This window comes from Pseudomonas caspiana (assembly GCF_002158995.1).
Classification (GTDB): domain Bacteria; phylum Pseudomonadota; class Gammaproteobacteria; order Pseudomonadales; family Pseudomonadaceae; genus Aquipseudomonas; species Aquipseudomonas caspiana.
Genome location: NZ_LOHF01000004.1, coordinates 325,407 through 351,884, shown reverse-complemented (window position 1 = coordinate 351,884; position 26,478 = coordinate 325,407). Strand labels below are relative to the sequence as shown.

Below are 26,478 nucleotides of genomic sequence, written 5' to 3'. Positions count from 1 at the left end.
ATGCTTACTTTTGCGCTTTCAAAAGTGAGGCGCTGTAAAAGCGCAACCAATACCAGCCGCTACCCCGCCAACGGATATGTACACAACATTAAGAAGCACCGCCAAGCCCTACACCCCCAACTCCGTAGGAAAAATCCTCAAGCTTTGTAGCGTTATCCTCAAAACCACACAAAAAACCCCAGAGCCGTTAGTCGCCAGGCCCCTCTATGGATTAAAGTATCGCCCCCAGCTTCGGCGTTGATTGACGCCGCTGATTACCTGCCAGGAACAGTCACCGATGGAACATCGTGAAGCGCTGATAGCGCTGCGAACCTTTCTTTCCACGCAGATTCTCGGCCAGGAAAAACTGATCGAACGTCTCCTGATCGCCCTGCTCGCCGACGGCCACATGCTGGTCGAAGGGGCTCCCGGTCTGGCCAAGACCAAAGCGATCAAAGAACTGGCAGAAGGCATCGAAGCACAGTTCCACCGAATTCAGTTCACCCCTGACCTGCTGCCTGCCGACATCACCGGCACCGAGATCTACCGTCCGGAAACCGGCAGCTTCGTCTTCCAACAGGGGCCGATCTTCCACAATCTGGTACTGGCAGACGAAATTAACCGTGCGCCCGCCAAGGTTCAGTCGGCACTGCTTGAAGCCATGGCCGAGCGTCAGGTCAGCGTGGGTCGCAGCACTTACGACCTGTCGCCACTGTTCCTGGTCATGGCCACCCAGAACCCCATCGAGCAGGAAGGCACCTACCCGCTGCCTGAAGCCCAGCTCGACCGCTTCCTGATGCACGTCAAGATCGGTTTCCCGGACGCCTCGGTGGAACGCAAGATTCTGGCCCAGGCCCGCGGCGAAGCCCTGAATGGCGAGACCAAGCCGGAGCGGCGCGTCAGCCAGCAGGCGATTTTCGCCGCACGCAAGGAAATCCTCGGCCTGTACATGGCCGATGCGGTGGAGGAATACCTCGTTCAATTGGTCATGGCGACTCGCACCCCGGCCAAGTTCGATGCGGAAATGGCCGAATGGATTTCTTACGGTGCCAGCCCGCGCGGCTCTATTGCGCTGGATCGCTGCGCCCGAGCACACGCCTGGCTAGCGGGACGCGATTTCGTCAGCCCGGAAGACATTCAGGCGGTCCTGTTCGACGTATTGCGCCACCGAATCATCCTGTCGTTCGAAGCCGAAGCCGCCGGGATCGATCAGGATCGGGTAATTCAGCGCATTCTTGACGTCGTGGCTGTTGCCTGAAGCCATGCAACCTTTCCTGATCCCCCAGCCGGGTATTCGCGTCAGTCTCACTGAGCTGATCGAGATGCGTCATCGCGTCCGCGAAGTCCAGCTGTTCTCCACCCCGAGCCAGCGCAGCCCGTTGATTGGCCTGCATCACTCCAAGCTGCGCGGCCGGGGCGTGGATTTTGATCAGGTCCGGGTTTATCAGGCCGGCGACGACGTGCGCAGCATTGACTGGCGAGTGACGGCCCGCACTCAAGAGCCACACACCAAGCTGTTCCACGAAGAACGCGAACGACCGATTTTCATTCTGGTCGAGCAAAGCCGCAGGCTGTTTTTCGGCTCCGGCCTGATGTTCAAGTCAGTGCTCGCCGCCCAGGCTGCGGCACTGATCGGCTGGGCCGCGCTGATCCATAACGACCGGGTCGGCGGCCTGGTGTTTGGCGACAACGAGCATTACGAAATCAAACCACGGCGCAGCAAGCAAAGCCTGCTGCAATTGCTCAACCGCTTGGTGCGGGTCAACCAGTCACTGCACACGGAAACCGCTGCCGACCGCGATGCGTTCGGCATTGCCTTGCGCCGCGCCCGGGAAGTGCTGCGGCCGGGCAGTCTGGTGATCGTGCTGTGTGACGAGCGCGCACTGTCCGATGCAGCTGAACAACAGCTCAGCCTGCTGTCCCGGCATTGCGACCTGTTGCTATTACCATTGTCCGACCCGCTGGATCACGCCCTGCCCGCTTCCGGCCTGTTGCGCTTTGCCGAGCGTGGCGCGCAGTTGGAGATGGACACCCTGAACCCTGAACTTCGTCAGGCCTACCGCTCCCAGGGTGAAGCACGTAAAGACCGCTGGGAAATGCTCGCGAAGAAACTGCGCGTGCTGTTGATGCCCTTGAGCACACAGCAGGAGATGGTCGAGCAGCTGCGTGAATACCTCAACGCCCAGCGTCCGGTGAAACGCAAATGAACCCGCTGGACCAACTGCAACCGCTGATCCCCCCGCCAGCCGTGGGCTTCTGGCCGCTGGCGCCGGGCTGGTGGCTATTGCTGCTGTTGATTCCGTTGGCGGGTTGGGGTTTGTGGCGGATGCGGCATCTGTTACCGGTGAAGACCCGGGTGCGCCGCGCCGAACAACCACTGGACCCGGTGCGCATCGCTGCGCTGGCCGAACTGGCCAATATGCCCAAACCGTACGACGGCGCCCCCGCAGGCGCATGGCTGCAGCAAATCAACGGCCTGCTGAAAAGGCTGTGCCGCAACCATTATCCGTACAGCCAGAGCCATACACTGAATGGCCGCAAATGGCTCGCATTCCTCGACAACCGCTGCCCCGCCGCAGGCCTGACCCGCTGGATGGTGCTGGTGGAAGGCGCTTACAAACCCGAATGCAAACTCGACGACAAGGCCATCAATGGCCTGACGCAATCCGTTGAAACCTGGATTCGCAAACATGTTTGAGTTCGCCTGGCCGTGGATTTTCGCCCTGCTGCCGTTGCCGTGGCTGATGCGCTTGCTGCTGCCGACCGCTGACAGCGGCGAAGCGGCGCTCAAGGTCAGCTTCCTCGGTGATCTCGAAGAGCTGGTCGGGAGAAGGGCCAAAGTTGCCCTGCCCGGCTGGCGTCAGCAATTACCGTTCATTCTGATCTGGCTGTTGCTGCTGGTGGCCGCTGCACGTCCGCAATGGCTGGGTGAACCGCTGCCCCTTCCGTCCAGTGGCCGGGATCTGCTGGTGGCGGTGGATGTTTCCGGCTCCATGGATTATCCGGACATGGAGTGGAAGAACGACGACGTTAGCCGTCTGGTGCTGGTTCAGCATCTGCTTGGCGACTTTCTGCAAGGCCGCAAGGGTGATCGCGTCGGGCTGATCCTGTTTGGCAGCCAAGCGTTCGTGCAGGCTCCGCTGACGTTTGACCGCCACACCGTGCGCGTCTGGCTGGATGAAGCGCGAATCGGCATCGCCGGTAAAAACACCGCGATCGGCGACGCCATTGGTCTGGCCCTGAAACGCCTGCGACAGCGCCCGGCACAGAGCCGCGTGCTGGTACTGGTCACCGATGGCGCCAACAACGGCGGGCAGATTGATCCGGTTACTGCTGCGCGTCTGGCGGCTGAGCAACAGGTGAAGATTTACACCATCGGCATCGGCTCGGACCCGAACAAAGAAGGCTCGCTGGGCATGCTCGGGCTGAACCCCAGCCTGGATCTGGATGAGCCGACCCTCAAGGAAATCGCGCAATTGACCGGTGGCCAATACTTCCGCGCACGGGATGGCGACCAGCTGGAAAAAATTCGCCAGACCCTCGATGCGCTGGAGCCTGTCGCCCAACAACAGACTCAGGCACGTCCGGCCCACGCGCTTTATCACTGGCCGTTGGCGCTGGCGATGCTATGCAGCGTGTTACTGGTGGTGCATGAACGCTGGCCGAACAACCCCGTGCATCGGCTGCTCAATCGCCAACGCTTCATCCGCGACGGCCAGCACTGGCGTCAGCGGGTCGAGCGACAAGTCAAACGTCTGGGGCGCCGCCAATGATCGCGCTCTGGCCGCACTGGTTCCGCCCTTGGTGGTTGCTGCTTCTGCCGTTACTGGGCTGGCTGCTCTGGCAACTCTGGCACCGACAGAAACGTGCCGGACGCTGGCAGATGATTTTGCCCGCAGCGTTCCATTCCGTACTGCTCAGCGGCGGCCGTGGACGCGACAGTAAAAAACCGTGGATGGTGCTCGGCATCGCCTGGCTGCTGGCGCTGCTCGCATTGCTCGGCCCCGGCTGGCAGCGGGTTGAACAACTGAGCCAGAAGCCGGTTGATCCATTGGTGGTGCTGCTGGAACTGACCCCGGAAATGCTCGCCACCGACGCCCCGCCGACCCGCCTGGAACAAGCCAGGCGCAAACTGCTGGACCTGTTGCAGGCGCGTAGCGACTCGCAAACGGCGATCATCGTCTACTCCGGCAGCGCCCACACGCTGGTGCCGCTGTCCGATGACCAGATCACCATTCGCAACCTGCTGGATGCGGTCAAACCGTCGATCATGCCGCAGACCGGGCATCGTGCCGATCTGGCCGTACACAAGGCACTGGCTCTGCTCAAGCAAGGCGAACTGGGGCGCGGGCGCTTGCTGTTGATCGGTTCGTCATTGAGCGAGCAGGAACGTCAGGGCATCCGTCAGGCTCTGGCTGGCCAGTCACCTCCGTTGTTGATTCTCGGTGTCGGCACCGCAGAAGGCGCACCGGTCGAGCAGGAAAAAGGCGGTCTGCTCAAAGACGATCAGGGCGCGATTCTGCTGCCGCGTCTGGACAGTGCCAGCCTCACGGACTTCGCCGGGCAAGTTGGCGGCCAGTATCGACAACTGCGCATGGACGATCACGACCTGCGTGAGTTGGGCCTGCTCGACAGCCCAAAGCAAATGCAAAACGACGGACAACTGATTCAGCTCGACAGCTGGACCGATCAGGGCTACTGGTTCCTGCTGCCACTGTTGCTGTTGGCCGCCTGCGCCGGGCGTCGTGGCTGGTTGCTCTGCCTGCCGTTGCTGATGGTGCTGCCGCAAAACAGCTATGCCTTCGAGTTTGCCGATCTGTGGTTGCGTCCCGACCAACAGGGCCAGAGACTGCTTGAACAGCAACGCCCTGCCCAGGCCGCGCAACACTTCGAAAACCCACAGTGGAAAGGCATCGCTCTCTATCAAGCCGGGGATTACGCCAGCGCCGCCCAGCGCTTCGCCGAAGGCAACAGCGCCGCCGACCATTACAATCGCGGCAATGCGCTGGCACGCAACGGCGACCTGGAAGCCGCGCTGGACGCTTATGAACAGGCGCTGGAAAGCCAGCCAGACTTGCAGGCTGCGCTGCAAAACAAGGCGCTGGTGGAAGAAGCACTGGAACAGAAGAAAGCTGCGGAACCCGATGACGCTGATCAGGCTCAAACCCGCGACGATGATAACGATGGTGAGAACCCGCAAAATCAAGCCGCTGCCAGTCAACGCTCCGAAGACCAGCAAGCCACTGAGCCCACCGAGGCAAACAGTGCTGACGTGGAACCGTCCCCGGGTGAATCGTCTGCGCAAACGAAAAGCAATCCACAATCCGGCTCGCCCATGGATGACGAGGAAACCACCCGACCACCGATCCGGCCAGCCGACGGCACCATCAATGGCGAACGGCGTCAGGCACTTGAACAATGGCTGCGGCAGATTCCGGACGATCCCGGCGAGCTGCTAAGGCGTAAATTCTGGTACGAACAGCAACAGCGTCAGGAAAACACCCAATGAGTCGTGCCTACCCCCTATTGTTCGGCTTGATGCTCAGCTTCGTTGCGCTGCCCAATCAGGCTGCGGAACTGGTGGCCAGTGTCGACCGCACGCGTCTCAACTCCGGGGAAACGGTGGAGCTGACGCTGGAAACCAGCGACGTCACCCAGTTCGGCAAGCCTGACCTGAGCGCTCTTGAAGGCAGCTTTGACGTAGGCGGCACCCGCCAGATCAACCGGCTCAACACGCTGGACGGCGGAAATCAGGCCACTACGCGCTGGATCATTACCCTGTTACCGAAACAGACCGGCTCAGTCGAGGTGCCTTCACTGCAATTGGGCGCACTGAAAAGCCAGCCGATCATCCTGCAAGTCGTGCAAAGCGAAAACCCGGATCACGCCAGCCAACAGGCTCCAGTGTTCGTCGAAGCGACCCTGGATAAAGACAACGTTTACGTTCAGGCCCAGGCTGTATTGACCCTGCGCGTCTATCACTCGGTGTCGCTGTTCGATGACAGCAATCTGAGCCCGCTGGAAGTGCCCGAAGCACGGGTCGAAAAGCTCGGCGAATCGCGCACCTATGAAAAGCTCATCAATGGCATCCGTCACGGCGTGATCGAGATGCGCTACGCGATTTATCCGCAACAGAGCGGCACGCTGATAATCCCTCCGCAGACGTTCAGCGCCACGCTGGTCCAGCCTAACAGTGACGGACCGTCCAACAATGAGCCAGGCACGCCGTTCGGGCCACAGCCGGGCAAAGTCATGCGCGTCAGCTCTGCGCAGTTGCCTTTGACGGTTAAAGCCAAACCCGCCAACTACCCTGCCGATGCGCCTTGGTTGCCCGCGCGCAGCGTCAATCTGAGCGAAAGCTGGAGCCCGGAGCCGGGCCGCAGTCAGGTGGGCGACTCCCTGACACGCACCATTACCCTCAAGGTCGAAGGCTTGTCCGGTGCACAACTGCCGCCCTTGCCTGCCACTGAAGTAAGCGCTCTGCGACGTTATCCGGATCAGCCGAAGCTGGCCAACGTGACCAGCGACCGAGGCCTGACCGGCACCCGCGAAGAGCGCGAGGCACTGGTGCCAACTCGTCCCGGTGCCATTGATTTGCCAAGCGTGGACGTGGTCTGGTGGAACACCCTTGAAGACCATCTGGAACATACCAGCCTGCCCGCCCGAGCCTTGCAGGTCAGCATTAACCCCAGCCTGGCGATAGACACGCCGGTCAGCAGCGATTTGAACGGCGTTACCGTTATTGGCCCACCGGTATGGCCATGGCAGATGAGCACGCTGTTTTTTGCCCTGACCACGCTGATCGGCTTTGTTCTCTGGTGGCGTGCACGTAGTCAGCCCGCCGTCGCCCGCGCCGTGCAAACCGGGCCAAGCCCGCGTACGGTGCTCGATGACCTCAAGCGCGCCAGCCTGGCCAATGATCCGCAGGCGACTCGTCAGGCACTCGATGCCTGGGCGCGGCAGCAACCGGAAACCCTGGCCGACATGGCCGCCCGCTTCGTGCCGCTGTCCGACGCACTGGATGGTCTCAATGGCGCGCTGTACAGCGAAACCGGCCAACTGTGGCTGGGCGAACAACTCTGGCGAGCAGTACGTACCCTGCCCGCCGCCGAAAACATTCAGGACCCGACGACCGAGCAGAGCTTGCCGCCGTTGTATCCAAAATAGAAAACCTTGGCCGACTGCGCATGCCCTGTGGTACCGCGCTAACTCGCGGCAAACCCGGTTCCATGTGGGAGCGGTGCTTGCCCGCGATACATGAGACGCAGGTGGTAGAGACTCCGCGTTATCGTTTATCGCGGGCAAGCCTCGCTCCCACATAAAAATTGCACAGGTTCAAAAGCGCATTCACCCGGCCAAGTCACCATTTCAGGATTGAGATTACCCATGCGACTGTTCCACACCTCCGACTGGCACCTCGGCCAGAACCTTCATGGCCAGGAGCGGGACTTCGAACACGCCAGCTTTCTGATCTGGCTGCTGGCCCGACTGAAAGAGCGGCAGCCCGATGTACTGTTGATCGCTGGCGACATCTTCGACACGGTCAACCCGCCGGTTAAATCCCAGGAGCGGCTGTACGATTTCATCGTCAGCGCCCACGAGCAGCAACCGCTGCTGACCATCGTGATGATCGCTGGCAACCATGACTCCGGTTCGCGAATCGAACTGCCCGCGCCCTTGATGCGCCGCTTGCGTACCCATGCATTGGGTCGCGTGCTGTGGCTCGATGACGGCACCCTGGATGTCGAGCGCCTGCTGCTGCCACTGCCGGACGCCAAAGGCGAAATCGGCGCATGGTGCCTGGCCCTGCCTTTCTTGCGCCCCGCTGAAGTCACCGGCGCAACCCTGGGCGACGACTACTTGCGCGGTATTGGCCGCGTGCATGAACTGCTGGTCGAGGCGGCCAACCTCAAGCGTCAGCCAGGTCAGGCCCTGATCGCCATCAGCCACGCGCACATGGCCGGTGGTTCGGTCTCGGAAGACTCCGAACGCAGCCTGATCATCGGCAACGCCGAAGCCCTGCCCGCCAGCCTGTTCGGTCCGAGCATCACTTACGTCGCCCTTGGCCATTTGCACAAGCCGCAGCGGGTCAATGGCGAAGAGCGTATTCGTTACAGCGGCTCGCCGATCCCCTTGTCATTTTCGGAGATTGGCTATCAGCACCAGATTCTCGAGATCGACTGCGACGGCGAACAACTGCGCAGTGTCGAAACCCTGCTGATCCCCCGCGCCGTCAACCTGCAACGAATCGGTCCGGCACCGTTGGCCGAGTTGCTGTTGCAGCTTAAGGATTTGCCGGACATCGACCTGCTGGCCGACGTTGATCGTCAGCCATGGCTGGAAGTTCGGGTCCGCCTGGACGAACCGCAGCCGGATCTGCGTAACCAGATCGAAGAGGCCCTGCAGGGCAAAGCCGTGCGCCTTGTGCGCATCGGTGCGGAATATGCCGGTAAAGGCAGCAGTGACGGTGGCGACAACGACGAAGACCTGATCGAACTGGATCAGCTCAGCCCGCAAGAATTGTTCAGCCGCGCATGGCTGGATAACTACGGCAGCGAGGTCGACGAACAAACCCTGAGCGACTTCGCTACGCTGCTGCAGGAAGTCCAGCTGGAGAGCGAACAACCATGAAAATTCTCGCCATCCGCCTGAAGAACCTCGCCTCCCTGGCGGGCCCGTTTGAACTGGATTTCACCGCAGAACCACTCGCCAGCGCTGGCTTGTTCGCGATCACCGGTCCTACCGGCGCGGGCAAAAGCACCTTGCTCGACGCGTTGTGTCTGGCTCTGTTCGGGGCCATTCCACGCCTGAGCAACATCGGCCAGTCGCGGGTTCCGGAAATCGACGGCGACATCAGCACCAACGATCCGCGCACCTTGCTACGGCGTGGCACCGGCAGCGGTTACGCCGAAGTGGATTTCGTCGGCATCGACAAACGCCGCTACCGTGCTCGCTGGGAAACCAACCGCGCACGGGACAACGCTACGAAAAAACTCCAGGCCAGCCGCCAGACCCTGACTGATCTGGACAGCGAGCAGATCCTCAGCACGCAGAACAAGAGCGAATACAAAACCATGCTCGAAGCCCGTCTGGGCCTGAACTTCGAGCAGTTCACCCGGGCGGTCATGCTCGCCCAAAGCGAATTCAGCGCCTTCCTCAAGGCCGATGACAAAGAGCGCAGCGAACTGCTGGAAAAGCTCACCGACACGGCTATCTATAGCCAGTTGGGACGCCGGGCTTTCAGCAAGAGCAAAGAGGCAGAAAAAATCCACGAGGATCTCAAGCTAATGGCGACGGGCATCGCGCCCATGCCGCCGGAGCAGCGCGCAGAACTGGAGCAACACTTCAGCGAAGCCCAGCAACAGCTCAAGACCCACCAGGCGCAACAGCGTCAGCTGGAACTCAAACAGCAGTGGCTGACTGAACTACAACGCTTGCGTGACGAACACCAGAGCGCCAGTGAACAACTGGCCAGCGCCCAGCAAGACTGGGAAAACCAGAACAGCCAGCGTCAGTTACTCGGCCAGCTGGAACGCCTTGCACCGCAACGCCACCTGTTCGCCCAGCGCCATCGCCTGGACGCCCAATTGAGCCCGCTCAGTGCGCAAATCGCTGAACACGCCCAGCGCCAGAATGACCTGCATGCCATACAAACCGGCCTTGAAGAAAAGCTGCTCAGCGCCAATGGCGCGCTCGAACAGGCCGAGCAACAGAAAAAAACCGCCGCACCGATCATTGGTCAGGCGTTCGAGCAGCAAGGCAACCTCACCCACCTGAACAAAGAAGTGCAGGACGCAACGCTGCATGCCGAAGCAGCCGAGCGGACAAAGGCCGACAGCCATGCGGCGTTGAATCAGTTGCTCGATCAACAGCGCTTGCTGAATGAGCGCCTGCAAACCATTGCCGAGCAACTGGAAAAAAGCGCCGTACTCGCCCCGTTGAGCAAGGCATGGACGGCCTATCGGCCGCGCTTGCAGGAAGCCGTGAAACTCAGCGCCCGGTTGAATAAAGGCCGCGAAGAACTGCCGGAGCTGGAAAAGAATTCGACCCGTGCCGAACAGGAACTGACGGACCGGCGCAACGCCCTGCAAGCGCTGTACAGCGAAGCGCAGGTCAAGGCCGAAGCGGTCAATGCCGAGATCCAGCGCCTGGGTCAATTGCTCCACGACAATCGTCAGCAACACAGCGCGATCGATTCACTGGAGCGCATCTGGCAACGCCATCAGGACATCGAAAAACGTCTGCAGGATGTCGAGTTGCTGCAACAGCAAGCTAACGAGCAGCGCAATAAAAGTATCGCCAGCGGACTGCAACTGAAGACCGAACACGAAGCTGCCGAGCAGGCGCTGAAAGTCACCGTCGAGTTGCTGCAACGTCAGCGTCTTGCCCGCAGTGCCAGCGTTGAAGAGTTGCGAGCGCAACTGGTCGATCAACAACCGTGTCCGGTGTGTGGCAGCGAAGACCATCCTTATCATCAGTCCGACGCCCTGCTCCAGGCGCTGTCCGGCCACGACGACAGCGAGGAAAACAGTGCGCGGTTGAAGGTCAGTCAGCTCAGCGAAAAACTCGCCGAGTTGCGTGCCGAAGTCACCGAACTCAATGCCCGTCTCAAACAGTCCCGGCCGCAACTGGAACAACTTACAGAGCAGTTGCAAAAGCTCGCGCCTGAACTTGAAGCGCATCCGCTTTACGCGCGCTTGCTGGAACAACCCGAGCCGATTCGCGGTGACTGGTTGAGCGAGCGGCTGCATGCGCTGACGGAAGAAATAGCCACCAGCGAGCAACGCCAGCGAGTGTTGCTCAAAGTGCAGCAAGACGCCGAACAGTTGCAGCAAAACGTACAAAGCGCCCGTGATGCCAGCCAGCACGCGATGAAAATGCTCGACGATCAGCAACGCAATATCGCACTGGACAATCAAGCCTTTGAGGCCGCACTGCAAGAGTTCGAACCGCTGCTGCCCGCCGAAAGCTTGCAACGTTGGCGTGAAGCGGCCACCGACAGTTTCATGCAACTGGACAACGACATCGCGCAGCGTCTGGAACAACTGGACCGCCAGCAGGAAGAGCAACAGGAGCACACCGAGCGCGCACGCCGGATCGAACGCGAACAGGACAGCCAGCACAATCTGGAACAAGAGCGTTTGAAGCAGCAACAACGCCTCGCCGACCTGCAAGCCCAGCAACACGCCAGCCAGCAACGCCTGACTGAAATGCTGGATGGCCACGCCAGTGCCGAACAATGGCAACAGCAACTCGAGACCGCGCTGGAACAGGCGCGCCGCGCTCAAACCGCCGCCAGCGATGAGCTGCAACAGGCACGCAGCGAGTTGATCAAACTGGCCACCGGGCTGGAAAGCGAACAGTCGCGTTTGCAGGCATTGCAGCAAGAGTTGGCCGAACTGGATCAACAAATCACTCAATGGCGCAGCGCTCATCCCGAACTGGATGATGCCGCCCTGGAAGTGCTGCTCGGCTACAGCGATGAAGGTGTCAGCCAACTGCGCCAACAATTGCAGCAGAGCGAAAAGACTCTGGAGCAAACCCGCATCCTGCTTCAGGAACGGGACAAACAACTGCAGCAGCATCAGGCCCATCACAGCGATGTGACGGATGCCGAACAATTGAACGCCGCCTTGCTGGAGGCGCAAAAGCTGTGCGCTGAACAGGAACAGCAATGTGCTGATCTGCGCGCCCAACTGAGCGAAGACGAACGCCGCAACAACGCCAGCCGCGAATTGCAGGAACAGATCGCCAATGCCCACAGCGAATACCTGCGCTGGGCAAGACTGGCGGCGCTGATCGGCTCCGCCGAAGGCGACAAGTTTCGCAAGATCGCCCAGGCCTACAACCTTGATTTGCTGGTGCATCACGCCAACGCCCAGCTCAAGCAACTGGTGCGGCGTTATCGCTTGAAGCGCGGTGGCAGCATGCTTGGCTTGCTGGTCATGGACACGGAAATGGGCGACGAACTGCGCTCGGTGCATTCGTTGTCTGGCGGCGAAACCTTCCTGGTGTCACTGGCACTGGCTTTGGGTCTGGCCTCCATGGCGTCGAGCACACTGAAAATCGAGTCGTTATTTATCGACGAAGGCTTCGGTAGCCTCGACCCGGAATCCCTGCAATTGGCCATGGATGCGCTGGATGGCTTGCAGGCTCAAGGTCGTAAGGTTGGCGTGATCTCTCACGTACAGGAGATGCACGAACGGATTCCAGTGCAGATTCAGGTTAAGCGTCAGGGCAATGGCTTGAGTACGGTCGAGGTCAGCCACTGATGACGGTCGTGCTTTACTCATTCCGTCGCTGCCCTTACGCCATGCGCGCCCGCATGGCTTTGCGCTACGCAGGCTGCACAGTGCAGGTCCACGAAGTCAGCCTCAAAGCCAAACCGCCGGAGATGCTTGAGCGCTCGCCGAAAGGTACGGTGCCGGTACTGGTGCTTGAAGACCAGGTGCTGGAGCAGAGTCTGGACATCATGCACTGGGCACTGGCGCAAAACGACCCGGACAACTGGCTATTGATCGACGACGGCGACGGCCGCCGGGACATTCAGGCGCTGATCGAAGAGAACGATCAGGCGTTCAAGCAACACTTGGATCGCTACAAATACTTCGTGCGCCACCCTGAATATTCCCAGGAACATTATCGGCAACTAGGCGAAGTGTTTTTGCAGAAACTCGAAGCGCGCTTACAACACCAGGATTTTCTGGTAACAGATCAGGTGACATTGGCCGACATTGCGCTAGCGCCGTTCATACGGCAGTTCAGCGCGGTGGATCCTGAATGGTTCGCGACAAGCCCATACCCGAAACTGCGTGGCTGGCTTGAGCGGTTCATTCAGTCAGAATTGTTTAAAGCGGTGATGGCTAAGTGACCATGGCCTACCGGTAACCGCAATCTTTTGTGGGAGCGCATCGCCAGACACACTACACAACCACCCCAACCTTCTCCGGCCGGGTTCCCGCCAGCACTTTCTGCGCCCTGGACAATTCAATAGCCTGCGCAATCTCATACCGGCATTCGATATTGCGCGCCACCCCGCCTACCGAGTTCTGACCAATGCCCAGCAATGAACTGCCATTGATCATGACGGCAAGGCCAGCAGTCACCCATATTTTGCCGCCACTCACGATGCACGCTCTTGAGTACTCAAGGCTGCGCGATCAACAACAGTCTGGGTTGAAGGGGTGGTTAATTGTGGATTCATACTGGTAACAGTGACCACTGCAATAAAAACCACATAAAGCGAAATGGCGATGTAGGCGCCTTGTTTGATTGAATGAAGAATGGCAGTGGCCATGGGTGTAACTCCGTAAGTTCCAGTGTTGTGTTTCCAGGCCGACAGGATCGCGGAAAATCGGAGTATTGAAAAACGATGGCTGGAGATAGCGAATATCAGTTGGGTTGATTATTGAGCGCCTTAATTAGCCCTATTAAACATCCATCCTTGAAACCCAATCCTTTGTGGGAGCGGTGCTTGCCCGCGATAGAGTTTGAACCGAATCGCGGGCAAGCACCGCTCCCACATATGAACGCCACAAAAAAATCGCATAAAAAAAGCCCGCATCCTATGAGAGACGCGGGCCAAGAGGGACTCATTCGGCGCTTTCGCGAGCAGGCTCACTGGCAGAATCTGCATGGCTCTGATACGCGATGATCAGAAGGTCGCAAAAACCTGGGTAAGCGAACATGCTCGCGAAAGCGGCGTGATCTATTAACAAACAACCGTCAACAATAGTGTTTTTTGCGAATCCATTCCCGGGTAGCGATACAGGCGTTAACCGGGAATGGATTCAATCGCTTATTCATTGTTGAGTCTTGTGATCCAGTGCTGCGTAGAAATTAGCACTTTGCTGCAAGTATTTAGGGGTGTAAGTCTGAGTCGCGTGATTCTTTTTGTCTGTCACATCAACACTGGCCTGAGCGGGCAATGCAACAGTGGCGGAAATGGCAGACGCGGCAATGATGGAGAAGATATTGAAGTTCATGGCGTTAACCCTCGGATGCTAAGTGGAACTAGGTTTCAAGTCTTGACCGTCTTGGCCGTGACTCAAACTTACCCCCGAGAGCGGTTCAGTCGAAATGTTTTGTAGCACTAGCTCATATCACTTGAATTGATAGAACCCCAAGCCCGCGTAAATCAAGGGCTTGAGGTTCTTCAGGATCACTTGCCGGTCAGGAAACGGAAATCCGAAGGCGAGTCAAAGTCGAGCTTTTGCACCGTATCACCCAGCAGGCCGGTTTTCGGATCAACCTTCACCGTGACGATCTGATTGCTCTTCTGATTGGCAATCAGCATGAACTGCCCGCTCGGATCGATGCGGAATTCACGCGGCTCCACACCTTCAACGGAACGACGTTGCACTTCCTTGAGCTGCCCTTTGGCATCAATGGCAAATACCAGCACCTGGTTGGCTTCGCCGCGGTTGGCCACATAGAGGAATTTACCGTCCGGCGAGGTGTGCAAGCCACCCGCGCCGACTTTCTGCTGCGCATCCTTGTTCTTCAAGTCCACCAGTTGGGTTTGCTTGAACACACCATCGTGATAATCAAAGACAGCGACTTGCGCGACCATTTCCAGAGTCAGCCAGGCGTGCTTGCCATCCTCGCTGAACAGCAGGTGACGCGGGCCACTGCCAGCTGGCAATTGCACGGTCGGCGTTTTGGCCGGTTGCAAAGGCTTGGCGCGATTGCCGTCATAGCTGAACACCAGCATCTTGTCGGCGCCCAGATCGCTGGTCACCACATACTTGTCATCCGGCGTCGGGATCGCCGAATGCACGTGGGAAGACGCCTGACGCTCAGGATTGACCTTGCTCGCGCCATGATCATTGCTGACCTGAACAACCTCGGACAGCTTGCCGTCCTTGCCCACCGGGATCACCGCCAGCGCACCACCCGGATCAGGCTGCACGGCATAGTTGGACACGAACAGGAAGCACTGGTCCGGGCTGAGGCTGGAATGCGTCGGCTCGTCACCCTGGCTCTTGACCTGATTGATCGGCGTGACCTGATGGGTCTTGGCATCAATCGCAAAACTGCTGACCTTGCCGACTACATCCTTACCACCGGGGCCGTTCTCGTTGACCACAAACAGATGGCGCTGATCCTTGGAAAGGGTCAGCCAGGACGGGTTGTCAGTCTTGATCACTTGCAGGGGTTTGGCATCCAGCTGGCCGGTCTGGCTGTTAAAGCGGTATCGATAGATACCTTCGCTAGAAGCCTGGGTGTAAGAGCCAATCAGTACGTCGTATTCAGTCATGCTTTGCGCCTGTATGGGAAAAGCGCTCATTGCGCCGGCCAGTGCCAGCCAAGGCAGAAATGTACGAGTCATGGGCAGAGCCTTCTTTTTTTCAGGTTGTTATTGGGCGCCATCGACGCGCGAACAACGTTAAGACAGGCTTGCCGCTGATTGGTTTTATCGGGGGTCAGTCCTCCTGCGCGTCGTCCTCGTCATCCTTGGTCGGGGTGAACGCTTCAAGGCATTTCATGCGGTAATCATGGGTACCGTCGGTGATCAGCCAGCAGTCCTGAACTTCATCGAACGTCGCAGCATTGACCTGCTCCATCGTGAAACGCCAGGTCTTGCGCTCGCGACCATCCATGCACTCGAGGGTCAGAAAGTCGCCCAGAAAGAAATCCCAGGCATGCAGCCCGTCAATTTCCAGCATCGTGGCGTCTTTCAGGGCTGCGCTCATCGTCGTCGGGGTGGTGGTCATGGCAGTCTTCGTCTGTGTAAAAGCGCGAATGATAGGCCAAAACTACCTTGGACAGAACCACCGTAAATTTCAGGCAGTCGCTTCAACTGTGCCCGCCGAAGGTTTGTCGTGAGTGGTTTCGCGCACGTAATAACGGTTCGGAATCCCCCAGATAATCAATGCCATGGCCAGCACGCAGACTGCGCACAGCACGTACAACGCAGGAGTCGCTGCACCGGTCAGATCCTTGACCCGCCCGACCATGAACGGCGCGATGATCCCGCCCAGTTGACCGATGGAGTTGATCAGCGCAATACCTGCCGCCGCCGCAAGACCGCTGAGGAAGCGTGGCGGGATGGTCCAGAAAATCGGCATCCAGGCGATGATGCCGGTCATGATCATGGTCATGCCGACCATCAAGGGCAGCAACTGACCGGGGAAGACGGCACACACCAGATACCCCGCCGCCGTGAATAACGCACAGCCCGCCATGTGCCAACGCCGCTCACCGCGTCGGTCGGAGCTCGCACCGATCAGCAAATTGCCGATCACTGCGCCCACGTAGGGAATCACCGTCAGCCAGCCGATGGTCATGGTGTCAGCAACACCGGCGCTTTTGATCAGTTGCGGCATCCAGAACAGCAAACCGGTCAGGGCCATGACCAGACACAGGTAAATCACCGACATCACGTAGGTGGTCGGGTGTTTCCAGATGTCCTTGAAGCTTTGCGGCGTCTCGGGCTGTACTTCCCGGGCCATGCGCGCCAGTACCACTTTCTTCTCGGCGTCGTTGAGCCACTTGGCGTCTTCGATGCGATCGCAGACGAACCAGAACACCACGATGCCGAGCAGGACCGAAGGAAGGCCTTCAAGCAGAAATAGCCAACGCCAGCCGGGCATGCCCAGCACGCCGTCGAAATGGCCGAGGATCAAACCGGCGATGGGCCCGCCGACAATGCCGCACAGGCAAATAGAACTTTTGAAATAGGAATTGACCCGGGCACGACGATTGCTCGGGTACCACTGAGTGAAAAAGTACAACACGCCAGGCACGAATCCGGCTTCCATGACCCCGATCAGAAAACGCAGGGTGTAGAACCAGAACTCGGTCTGCACAAACATCATGCACGCCGAGGTGATGCCCCACGTGACCATAATCCGCGCAATCCAAACCCGGGCACCGATCTTGTGCAGGAGCATGTTGCTCGGCACTTCGAACAGAAAGTAACCAACGAAAAACAGGCTGGCACCAAGACCATAGACCGTCTCGCTGAAACCCAGATCGCTTTGCATCTGCAGCTTGGCGAAACTGATATTGACCCGATCCAGATAGGCAAACAGGAAGCAGAGGATAAACAGCGGGATGATCCGCCAATTAACCTTGCGATAGATCTTGTCCTCGAAAACGTCCTCGTCGAACGCTTCGATTGGCGAAGTGTGGGTGGTCATGTGCGCACCTCCTTGTTGTTATTGGAGTGTCGGATGTTGGTACTGACTTGAACTAAAACGCGATTTATCTGTGGGAGCTGAGCTTGCTCGCGATAAGGCTGGACGCAAATTGACCTGATATCTGCAGTGCTCTTATCGCGAGCAAGCTCAGCTCCCACAGGGTTAAATCGCATTCCTATGGATGATCATCACAGCTGCCCAATCCCGCCCGGCAAAAACGCGGCTTCGGTCTTCTCGATCCCGTTCACCAAAGGCTTGCCGAACTCCGCCTGGCTGATCTGGAACTGATCCCCCGGCTGGGTGCGCACGCCATCGGCAAAGGACAGGGTCGCGGTGCCGAAGAAGTGCACATGCACATCACCCGGACGCAGGAACTGGCTGTATTTGAAGTGGTGGTATTCGAGGTTTTCCAGGCTGTGGCACATGTTGGCTTCGCCACTGAGGAATTCCTTCTCCCAGATCACTTCACCGCCGCGCAGCACGCGGCTGGTTCCGGACAGGTTCTGTGGCAACTCGCCAATCCGCAGTTCCGGGCCAAAGGAACAGGCGCGTAATTTCGAGTGGGCCAGATACAGGTAATTACGACGCTCCATGATGTGGTCGGAGTACTCGTTGCCGATGGCGAAACCCAGGCGATACGGTTTGCCGTCGTTGCCAATCACATACAGGCCGCTGAGTTCAGGCTCTTCGCCGCCATCTTCGGCGAACGGCGGCAGCGAGAAGTCCGCGCCGGGGCGCACGACGATGCTGCCATCACCTTTGTAAAACCATTCAGGCTGCACGCCCGCCTGCCCGGCTTGAGGCTTACCGCCCTCCACGCCCCACTTGAAGATGCGCATGGTGTCGGTCATCGACGCTTCGTCGCCCGCCTGCTGGTGCATCTTGTCCCGCGCGGAGGCGCTGCCCAGATGAGTCAGACCGGTTCCGCTGACCAGCACATGCGAAGGATCGGGATGGTCCAGCGGCGGCAGAATGCGCAGGTCCTGCAACAATTGCGCGTAATCATGGCTTTCGCCGAGACCCTGTTTATCGACCTGCTGCGCCAGACCGATACCTGCGTCGATGGCGGATAACGCCAGATCACGCACGCTGTGTGCGCCCTGCACTTCACGGATCAGATCGCCGTCTACCAGACCGACACGACGCTGGCCATTGCTGAGTTCGAATTGCACTAGGTTCATTGGGATCTCCTTTCAAAATTCACTAACGCACCTTTCGGTAGGAGGCAACTTGTTGGCGAGATGCAGAATGCGGTGTGTCAGGCACGCCGCCTCGCGAACAAGTTCGCTCCTACCGTTATTAATCAAGTGCGGCTGCGGGCGCTGGCGGCGAAATCGCTGGCGGGCAGCACGTGTTTGCGTTCCAGCAAGTGGTAAACCACGCCGGTCAATACCAGGCCGAAGACCATCACCCCGGACAGGAAGTACAAACCCGAAGCCAGATTGCCGGTGTATTCCTTGAGCGCGCCGATCACGAACGGACCGATGTAGCCACCGAGATTGCCCACTGAATTGATCAGGGCGATACCGGCCGCCGCGCTGGCCCCCGCGAAGAAACGGCCGGGCAATGTCCAGAACACGGCGGTGCAGGAAAACAGCGCAAAGGCCACCAGACACAACGCCGCCAGTTGCGCGACCGGCAATGACAGCCAGGCACTGAGGAAAAGACCGATGGCACCCAGTACATAAAGCACCGCGAGGTGTCCGTAACGGTCATTCAGTCGGTCGGAACTGCGTGGGACGATCAGCAGGCCGATGATCCCGAAGATGTAAGGCACCGAGGACACAAAGCCAGTGACCAGATCCGTTCCACCGAACTGTTTGATCAGCGTCGGCAACCACAGGCCAAGTCCGTAAATGCTCAAGGTCACGGGCAGGTAAAACAGCGCCAGCAATAGAACGCGCTTGTCCTTCAGGGCGTGCAACGGATTGCCGTGACGCGTTTGACCGTACTCTTCCAGGTCCTTTTTCAGTTCACCGGTGAGCCAGTTTTTCTCGGTCTCATTCATCCATTTAACCTGGTGTGGACCGTCCGGCAACCAGCGCAGCACCGGCCAGGTCAGCAGGATGGCCGGGGTGCCAATGACGATAAACAGCCACTGCCAACCGTGCAGACCCATCACGCCATCCATGCCCAACAAACCACCGGACACCGGCCCGGTGATCATCATGGCGATCGGTTGGGAAAGGATGAACAAACCGAGGATCTTGCCGCGATGGCGGACCGGGAACCACTGCGTGATGTAGTACAGCACGCCCGGAAAGAAGCCCGCCTCGGCCGCGCCTAGCAGAAAGCGCATCACATAAAAACTGTGCGGCCCCTGCACAAAGGCCATGCCGATGGTGATAGCGCCCCAGGTAATCATGATCCGCGCGAACCAACGGCGGGCGCCGAAGCGTTCAAGCATCAGGTTGCTGGGGATTTCAAACAGGAAATAGCCGATGAAAAACAACCCGGCGCCCAGCCCATAGGCCGCGTCGCCGATACCGATGTCCGCGCCCATGTGCAACTTGGCGAAGCCCACGGCAGAGCGGTCCACATAAGCGATCAGGTAAAGCAGGATCAGGAAGGGAATCAATTTCAGGGTGATGCGGCGAATAAGCCGGAGTTCCTGGCTCATGTGTGCGATCTCCAATTGTTCTTGTTATGGAGTGGAGATCGCCTCTGGCCTGGAGCAAATCAGATGCTTTTGCCAGGGTCGGCCCCTCACTGAAAATCGACTATATAGTATTACTATTTAGCTAACAACTCTTCCCATGACGCGAATTTGCGCTTAACTTAGCCATCAGAAAAGCCATTAAGTCTTACAATAAGAGAGCCGATCATGTCTGATTCCGATAAAAAACCCCTGCGTTCTGCCCAATGGTTTGGTACTGCCGACAAAAACGGCTTCATGTACCGCAGCTGGATGAAGAATCAGGGGATCGCTGATCACCAGTTTCAAGGCAAGCCCATCATCGGCATCTGTAACACATGGTCGGAACTCACCCCTTGCAACGCCCACTTCCGGCAAATCGCCGAGCACGTCAAACGCGGTGTGATTGAAGCAGGCGGCTGGCCGGTGGAATTCCCGGTGTTCTCCAACGGCGAATCCAACCTGCGCCCCACGGCGATGTTTACCCGTAACCTGACCAGCATGGATGTCGAAGAGGCGATTCGCGGCAACCCCATCGACGGCGTAGTGCTGCTCACCGGGTGTGACAAAACCACACCGGCTCTGCTGATGGGCGCGGCCAGTTGCGACGTGCCCGCCATCGTGGTCACCGGCGGGCCAATGCTCAACGGCAAACACAAAGGCAAGGACATCGGCTCCGGCACCGTGGTCTGGCAAATGCACGAAGCCTATAAAGGCGGGCAAATCACCCTCGACGATTTCCTCGCGGCGGAAGGCGGCATGTCCCGCTCGGCAGGCACCTGCAACACCATGGGCACCGCCTCGACCATGGCGTGCATGGCTGAAGCGCTCGGCACTTCCCTGCCCCACAACGCGGCGATTCCAGCCGTGGACTCACGACGTTATGTGCTGGCGCACATGTCGGGCATGCGCGCCGTGGAAATGGTCAAAGAAGACCTGCGCCTGTCGAAGATTCTGACCAAAGCGGCGTTTGAAAACGCGATCCGCGTCAACGCAGCCATTGGCGGCTCAACCAACGCGGTGATCCATTTGAAAGCCATCGCCGGGCGCATCGGTGTCGATCTGGAGCTGGACGACTGGACCCGCATGGGTCGCGGGATGCCGACCATTGTTGACCTGCAGCCATCCGGGCGTTTCCTGATGGAGGAGTTCTACTACGCCGGTGGTTTGCCCGCCGTGCTGCGCCGTATGGACGAAGCCAACTTGCTGCCTAACCCGGATGCGTTGACCGTCAACGGAAAATCCATTCGCGAGAATACCCAAGGCGCGCCGATCTACGGTGAAGACGAAGTGATCCGTGCCCTCGACAATCCGATCCGCGCTGACGGCGGCATCTGTGTATTGCGCGGCAACCTGGCGCCATTGGGTGCAGTGCTCAAGCCTTCGGCGGCTACTGCCTCATTGATGCAACACCGGGGTCGAGCCGTGGTGTTCGAAAACTTCGACATGTACAAGGCACGGATCAACGATCCGGATCTGGACATCGACGCCAACTCGATCATGGTCATGAAAAACTGCGGCCCCAAGGGTTATCCGGGCATGGCCGAAGTCGGCAACATGGGCTTGCCTGCCAAACTGCTGGCACAAGGCGTGACTGACATGGTGCGGATTTCCGATGCGCGCATGAGCGGAACGGCCTACGGCACGGTGGTTTTGCACGTGGCACCCGAAGCAGCCGCCGGCGGTCCATTGGCGGTGGTGCAGGAAGGTGACTGGATCGAGCTCGACTGCGCCAGCGGCCGTTTGCATCTGGACATTCCCGAAGCAGAACTCGCCGCCCGCCTGGCCGACTGGCAGCCACCGCAACAACAGCAACTGTTGGTCGGCGGCTATCGCGAATTGTATGTGAAGCATGTGTTGCAGGCCGATCAGGGTTGCGACTTCGACTTCCTGGTAGGCATGCGCGGGGCTGAGGTGCCAAGGCATTCTCACTGATCGATAGAAAAGCCCAGCCCCAACAGAAGGGCGCGATCTACAGTGGGAGCAGAGCTTGCTCGCGATAAGGTACATGCGATCTACAGCGAATCGCATCCAGCTTTATCGCGAGCAAGCTCTGCTCCCACACAACGCCGATGCTATGATGCCCCGCACTCATCGCTCAGGATCGACTTGCGTCCCCATGGATTACCGAAAGCCTTCCGACCGTAAAAGCATGCACGCCCGCATCGTTCAGGAGCTGGGCATGCAGATCGTCTCCGGACGTTTCAAGCCTGATGAAAAGCTGCCTGCCGAAGCCTTGCTTTGTGAGGAGTACGCTGTCAGTCGACCGGTGTTGCGCGAAGCCACCCGAGTGCTAGTGGCCAAGGGTTTGGTTTACTCGCGTCCGCGCGTCGGAACGGTGGTCAAGGCCCGTCGCGAATGGCATCTGCTCGATCCGGATGTATTGCACTGGATCATGCAGTGCACCCCACAAAATGAATTCTTCAATTTGCTGACCAGTGTCCGTGCGGTCATCGAACCCGCGGTTGCCGCCCTCGCCGCACAACATGCCACTGATGAAGAAATCGCTTCGATTGGTGAGGCTTACCAACGTATGGAAGCCGCGCCAACTCCTGAGGCGCTGTTGCAACCCGACCTGGACTTCCACAGCCGGATAGCCGACGCGACTCACAACGACTTGCTCGCACACCTGTGCAACATGCTTTCACTGGCATTGCGTGAAGCGCTCAAGCACTCCAACCAGCGGCCCAATTTGCATGAGTTGGCATTGCCGCGTCACAAGGCAATCCTAACCGCCATCGAAAACCGAGACGCACTGGGCGCACGGCATGCAACGCTGGTGCAGCTTGATGATGCGAGGAATGCGTTGAGCGTGGTGTTGGGGCGGGAGTTGGGCTTGTAACCCTGTTAATTGCATAAAATTTTGGGAGATTCTATGTTTACCCGCAATCCGACGTGGGACCGGCTTTAGCCGGGAAGGCGGTATTTCTGACGATGACGATGTACTGAATGTACTGGCCTCTTCCCGGCTGAAGCCGGTCCCACGTCATCAGTGTGCTTGTGGGAGCCGGGCTTCCACTCTACTAATGTGAAAACAACGAATTCCCCACCTTGCCCGCCATTTTCTCCGGCTTGATCAGGAACCGCGCCAGCGCGGGCAGCAGCCATAGTGCGCCAAACATGTTCCACAGCAGCATAAAGGTCAGCATCAGGCCCATGTCAGCCTGGAACTTGATTGCCGAGAAGATCCAGGTACACACGCCAATCGCCAGACACAAGCCGGTGAACAGCACCGCTTTACCGGTGGACTTCAGGGTTTCGTAGTACGCCTCCTGCAACGGCAAGCCCGCCCGCAGGAAGCTTTCCAGACGGCTGTAGATATAAATGCCGTAATCGACACCAATCCCTACACCTAGCGCCACCACCGGCAAAGTCGCGACTTTGACGCCGATACCCATAAACGCCATCAATGCGTTGCCCAGCACCGAGGTCAGTACCAGCGGCAACACGATGCACAGGGTCGCCGCCCACGAGCGGAAGGTGATCATGCACATCACCGCCACGCAGATGTAGACCAGAATCAGGATGGTCAACTCGGAACGCTTGATCACCTCGTTGGTGGCGGCTTCAATCCCGGCGTTACCGGCAGCCAGGAGGAACTCCAGACCTTCACGGTTATTTTCCGCAGCGAACTCCTGCACCGCGTGCACGGCGCGGTCCAGGGTTTCGGCCTTGTGGTCATTGAGGAAAACCAGCAGCGGCGCTAACGAGCAATCGTTGTTGTACAAGCCGTCAGCCCGGGCGATGGAACTGTTGAGCACGTCTTTATTGCGCGACAGCGCTTCCCATTTCAGGTTGCCCTCGTTCATACCCTTGATGACCTGCTTGGAAACCGTCACCAGCGAAATCGCCGACTGTACGCCTGGCGTGTTCTCCATCTTCCAGGTCAGTTCGTTGATGGCAGACATGGTCGGGTAAGCCGAACAGCCTTCGCGTGGCGTCTTGACCATCACGACCAACACGTCGGAGCTGGTGGAATAGTGGTTGATGATGAAGCTGTTGTCCTGGTTGTAGCGCGAGTCGGGACGCAGTTCCGGAGCGCCCTGATCAAGGTCGCCGATCTTCAGGTTCTGGCTGTACCAAAGCCCGCCGCCGAAGGCCAGCAACGCCAGCACGATGGACACCGGAGCGACTTTGGCGCTGGCAAAGTTCGACAGCAAACGCCAGAACGGATGCTCGGACACTGCGTCTTCCTTGCTACGGCTGATAGCCTTTTTACTGATACCGGCGTAGGAAATCGCGACAGGGAGAAGAATCAGGTTGGTGAAGACGATGACCGCTACACCTATCGATGCACCAATCGCCAGTTCGCGAATAACCCCGATATCGATGATCAGCAAGGTGATGAAACCCACCGCATCCGCAAGAATCGCGATCATGCCCGGCAGAAACAGTTGGCGAAAGGTGCGCCGCGCTGCGGTCAGGGCGTTGTCGGCGTCACTGGATTGCAAGGCAATACCATTGATCTTCTGCACGCCGTGGGAAATGCCGATAGCAAAAATCAGAAACGGCACCAGCATTGAATATGGGTCCAGACCGAACCCGACCACATGCATCAGCCCCAACTGCCAGACAACCGCAATCAGCGTGGTACTCAATACGGCAACGGTGCTGCGGATGCAGCGCGTAAACCAGATCAGCAGGACCAGAGTAATCACGAAGGCGACGCCAAAGAACAACACCACCATCACCAGGCCGTCGATCAGGTCGCCGACCTTCTTGGCGAAGCCCACGATATGAATCTTGATGTTGGGGTTCTGCGCCTGGTACTTGTCGCGGATTTTCTCTTCGAGCTGGTGGGAAAACTGCTGATAATCGAGCTTGATCAGCTTGCCCTGATCCTGCGGGTCCGGGTAGGACTCCAGCAGCGGCACATCAACAATGCTCGACTTGAAGTCGTTGGCCACCAGACGCCCGACCTGGCCTGACTTGAGTACGTTGTTACGCAGTTGATCGAGGCTGTCGTCGGAACCGTCGTAACTCTGCGGGATGACTTCGCCACCGGCAAAACCCTCCTCGGTCACTTCGGTCCAGCGCACGCTGGGGCTCCACAAGGATTTCAGTCCAGAGCGATCGACGCCGGAGATATAGAAGACTTCGTCGTTGATTTCGCGCAAAGTCTCCATGTACTGCTTGGAAAATATGTCGCCATCCAGCGCTTCGACAGAGATCCTTACCGTATTGCCCAGGTTGGCCAGATCGTTGCGATGCTCCATCATTTTCTGGATGAAGGGGTGATCCAGCGGGATCATTTTTTCAAAGCTGGTCGACGGCCGAACCAGCGTCGCCTGCCAGAACAGAAAGATACTGACCAGCAGGCAGATGACGATCACTGCCGGCCGATTATTGAAGATCAAGCGCTCAAGAAAGGTTGCCTTGTCGCCGCTGTGCTGCTGAGTGTCGTGCAGATTACTCATGCCGGAATTTCCCCGCCCTGATCGTTCTTATTGTTGGCTAGACTCGGCGCCCGTCGGCGAGGTGACGCGCACGCCTCCTTGTCCAACCAGAATCAGATTGCCTTGCGCATCGGCCGTCACCCCGGACAGCGAAATCCGGTCGGGACGGTTGAAAACCTGAAAGCTCAGACCATTGTCGGTACTGCGCATCACGCTGCCGCCGTTACCCACCAGTACCAGAGAGCCGTCCGCCAGCAGCGTCGCGTTGGACAGCCCGAACTCCAGCGGCCCGCGTGCGGCCTTCAATTCGATGGGCTCCCAGGTATCGCCAAAATCACTGGAGCGATAGAGATTGCCGCGCAGCCCGTAAACCAGCAGCGTGCCGGGCTGGCCGGTGCCGATCGCCCCAAACAGCGAGCCCTGATACGGCCCTTCAAGCTTTTCCCAGGATTCGCCATCGTCACCCGAACGGAACATTGCCCCCGCCTCCCCCACCACAAACAGACCGCTGTCTGCGACGTGGGCGATACCGTTGAGGTGGTACTGGTCTTCATTGTCGAGACGATCACTGACGTCTTCCCAGTGTTGGCCGCCATCCAGCGTGGTCAGCAACATGCCGTAGGCGCCTACTGCAAAACCGGTTGACGCGTCCTTGAACCAGACATCCAGCAACGGCGCTTCTCGGGAAAGGTCTTCGAACTGCTTGACCCAGCTGACGCCGCCATCGTTGCTGGCAAGAATCTGCGCATCGTGGCCGACGGCCCAGCCGTGTTTGTCATCGACGAAATACACCGCCGTCAGCATTTGACGGGTGGGCACTTTGGCCTGGGTCCAGGTCTTGCCCTGATCGTCGGAATACAAAATGTGTCCGCGCTCGCCCACTACGACCAGGCGCGCTCCGGCATGGGCGACGTCCAGCAACAGGCTGCGAGAGGATTTGGCAGATTCAATGGAATAAAGAGTGCTCTGAGTCGAGTCAGGGCTTTGGCTCACACTTTCGGTGGCCGCCATTGATGACACGCCAACACTTGATAAAGCCATTAGTGCGAACAGCGACCAGGCTGTCGCCAAGGGCTTGCCCATTCGTAATGCCAATGGCCGTCCGACTGCCGGATGCCCATCGGACTGCGTGCGCCGATTAACAGGCTCACTCATGAAGCGTCCCCTTTCCATTATTTTTATTAGGCGACTTTTATCAGAAAACCCTGGCGAAGCGCTCTAGCCTTGGACTTCTGGAAGCCGACCTATCCTATCCAGCTTTGGAAACTCATGACAATCGACATATGGCTATCTTTGGTCGAGGCCTCTCGCGTGATTGGTGGAT

General features: G+C 58.6%; 21 protein-coding genes. 11 read left to right on the top strand and 10 right to left on the bottom strand.

All coding sequences use genetic code 11. The features are described 5' to 3' along the window. The first annotated feature begins 277 nt into the window (after positions 1–277). The 9 genes from AUC60_RS08165 (at position 278) to AUC60_RS08125 (ending at position 12,850) form a co-directional block, all read left to right on the top strand. A complete protein-coding gene (locus AUC60_RS08165) occupies positions 278–1,237 on the top strand; it encodes an AAA family ATPase (protein WP_027900522.1) in 960 nt (319 codons plus the stop codon). 4 nt (positions 1,238–1,241) lie between these two features. After that, the gene (locus AUC60_RS08160; RefSeq protein WP_087265641.1) at positions 1,242–2,186 is read left to right on the top strand and encodes a DUF58 domain-containing protein; all 945 of its coding nucleotides are present in this window, start codon (positions 1,242–1,244) and stop codon (positions 2,184–2,186) included. Continuing rightward, on the top strand, positions 2,183–2,677 hold the full coding sequence (locus tag AUC60_RS08155) for a DUF4381 domain-containing protein (protein ID WP_087265608.1): 495 nt from the start codon (positions 2,183–2,185) through the stop codon (positions 2,675–2,677). The genes AUC60_RS08160 and AUC60_RS08155 overlap by 4 nt, the downstream gene beginning before the upstream one ends. After that, on the top strand, positions 2,670–3,752 hold the full coding sequence (locus AUC60_RS08150) for a vWA domain-containing protein (protein ID WP_087265606.1): 1,083 nt from the start codon (positions 2,670–2,672) through the stop codon (positions 3,750–3,752). Before AUC60_RS08155 ends, AUC60_RS08150 begins: the two co-directional genes overlap by 8 nt. Beyond that, positions 3,749–5,488: a vWA domain-containing protein gene (locus tag AUC60_RS08145; protein WP_087265605.1), complete on the top strand. Its 1,740-nt coding sequence runs from the start codon at positions 3,749–3,751 to the stop codon at positions 5,486–5,488. Before AUC60_RS08150 ends, AUC60_RS08145 begins: the two co-directional genes overlap by 4 nt. Then, the gene (locus AUC60_RS08140; RefSeq protein ID WP_087265604.1) at positions 5,485–7,146 is read left to right on the top strand and encodes a BatD family protein; all 1,662 of its coding nucleotides are present in this window, start codon (positions 5,485–5,487) and stop codon (positions 7,144–7,146) included. The genes AUC60_RS08145 and AUC60_RS08140 overlap by 4 nt, the downstream gene beginning before the upstream one ends. 219 nt (positions 7,147–7,365) lie before the next feature. Continuing rightward, the gene (locus tag AUC60_RS08135) at positions 7,366–8,610 is read left to right on the top strand and encodes an exonuclease SbcCD subunit D C-terminal domain-containing protein (protein WP_087265603.1); all 1,245 of its coding nucleotides are present in this window, start codon (positions 7,366–7,368) and stop codon (positions 8,608–8,610) included. Beyond that, complete coding sequence (locus AUC60_RS08130; protein ID WP_087265602.1) at positions 8,607–12,251, top strand: AAA family ATPase; 3,645 nt, start codon at positions 8,607–8,609, stop codon at positions 12,249–12,251. The genes AUC60_RS08135 and AUC60_RS08130 overlap by 4 nt, the downstream gene beginning before the upstream one ends. Then, the gene (locus AUC60_RS08125) at positions 12,251–12,850 is read left to right on the top strand and encodes a glutathione S-transferase (protein ID WP_087265600.1); all 600 of its coding nucleotides are present in this window, start codon (positions 12,251–12,253) and stop codon (positions 12,848–12,850) included. Before AUC60_RS08130 ends, AUC60_RS08125 begins: the two co-directional genes overlap by 1 nt. A 52-nt stretch (positions 12,851–12,902) precedes the next feature. On the opposite strand, the gene AUC60_RS08120 is transcribed toward AUC60_RS08125, so the two are convergent. The 8 genes from AUC60_RS08120 to AUC60_RS08090 all read right to left on the bottom strand — a co-directional run bounded on the left by AUC60_RS08120 (position 12,903) and on the right by AUC60_RS08090 (position 19,743). Next, the gene (locus tag AUC60_RS08120) at positions 12,903–13,106 is read right to left on the bottom strand and encodes a hypothetical protein (RefSeq protein ID WP_087265598.1); all 204 of its coding nucleotides are present in this window, start codon (positions 13,104–13,106) and stop codon (positions 12,903–12,905) included. Further along, positions 13,103–13,276 carry a hypothetical protein gene (locus AUC60_RS27835; protein ID WP_158099103.1) on the bottom strand — a complete coding sequence of 58 codons (174 nt, stop codon included), beginning with the start codon at positions 13,274–13,276 and terminating at the stop codon, positions 13,103–13,105. Before AUC60_RS27835 ends, AUC60_RS08120 begins: the two co-directional genes overlap by 4 nt. Positions 13,277–13,781: 505 nt before the next feature. Further along, positions 13,782–13,964: a hypothetical protein gene (locus AUC60_RS08115; protein ID WP_087265596.1), complete on the bottom strand. Its 183-nt coding sequence runs from the start codon at positions 13,962–13,964 to the stop codon at positions 13,782–13,784. A gap of 176 nt (positions 13,965–14,140) precedes the next feature. Continuing rightward, positions 14,141–15,310 (bottom strand): lactonase family protein, encoded by a 1,170-nt coding sequence (locus tag AUC60_RS08110; RefSeq protein WP_087265594.1) that lies wholly within the window; start codon positions 15,308–15,310, stop codon positions 14,141–14,143. 94 nt (positions 15,311–15,404) lie between these two features. After that, positions 15,405–15,695: a DUF5629 family protein gene (locus tag AUC60_RS08105; RefSeq protein WP_087265593.1), complete on the bottom strand. Its 291-nt coding sequence runs from the start codon at positions 15,693–15,695 to the stop codon at positions 15,405–15,407. Between the two features lie 69 nt (positions 15,696–15,764). After that, positions 15,765–17,123 carry an MFS transporter gene (locus tag AUC60_RS08100; protein WP_087265590.1) on the bottom strand — a complete coding sequence of 453 codons (1,359 nt, stop codon included), beginning with the start codon at positions 17,121–17,123 and terminating at the stop codon, positions 15,765–15,767. Between the two features lie 188 nt (positions 17,124–17,311). Further along, complete coding sequence (gene araD1, locus AUC60_RS08095) at positions 17,312–18,304, bottom strand: AraD1 family protein (RefSeq protein WP_087265588.1); 993 nt, start codon at positions 18,302–18,304, stop codon at positions 17,312–17,314. A gap of 122 nt (positions 18,305–18,426) precedes the next feature. Beyond that, complete coding sequence (locus AUC60_RS08090; RefSeq protein WP_087265586.1) at positions 18,427–19,743, bottom strand: MFS transporter; 1,317 nt, start codon at positions 19,741–19,743, stop codon at positions 18,427–18,429. Positions 19,744–19,947: 204 nt separating this feature from the next. On the opposite strand from AUC60_RS08090, the gene AUC60_RS08085 reads away from it, so the two are divergent. Together AUC60_RS08085 and AUC60_RS08080 are read left to right on the top strand one after the other, a co-directional pair. Further along, positions 19,948–21,693, top strand: a complete 1,746-nt coding sequence (locus AUC60_RS08085; protein WP_087265584.1) for an IlvD/Edd family dehydratase — start codon at positions 19,948–19,950, stop codon at positions 21,691–21,693. Positions 21,694–21,877: 184 nt separating this feature from the next. Then, positions 21,878–22,600 (top strand): FadR/GntR family transcriptional regulator, encoded by a 723-nt coding sequence (locus AUC60_RS08080; protein WP_087265582.1) that lies wholly within the window; start codon positions 21,878–21,880, stop codon positions 22,598–22,600. Positions 22,601–22,781: 181 nt separating this feature from the next. Here the strand turns inward: AUC60_RS08080 and AUC60_RS08075 are convergent, their stop codons facing one another. Then, positions 22,782–25,166, bottom strand: a complete 2,385-nt coding sequence (locus AUC60_RS08075; protein ID WP_372489451.1) for an efflux RND transporter permease subunit — start codon at positions 25,164–25,166, stop codon at positions 22,782–22,784. Between the two features lie 36 nt (positions 25,167–25,202). Then, entirely contained in the window at positions 25,203–26,309 is a 1,107-nt protein-coding gene (locus AUC60_RS08070) for a WD40/YVTN/BNR-like repeat-containing protein (RefSeq protein ID WP_238599537.1), read from the bottom strand. Between the last annotated feature and the right edge of the window lie 169 nt (positions 26,310–26,478).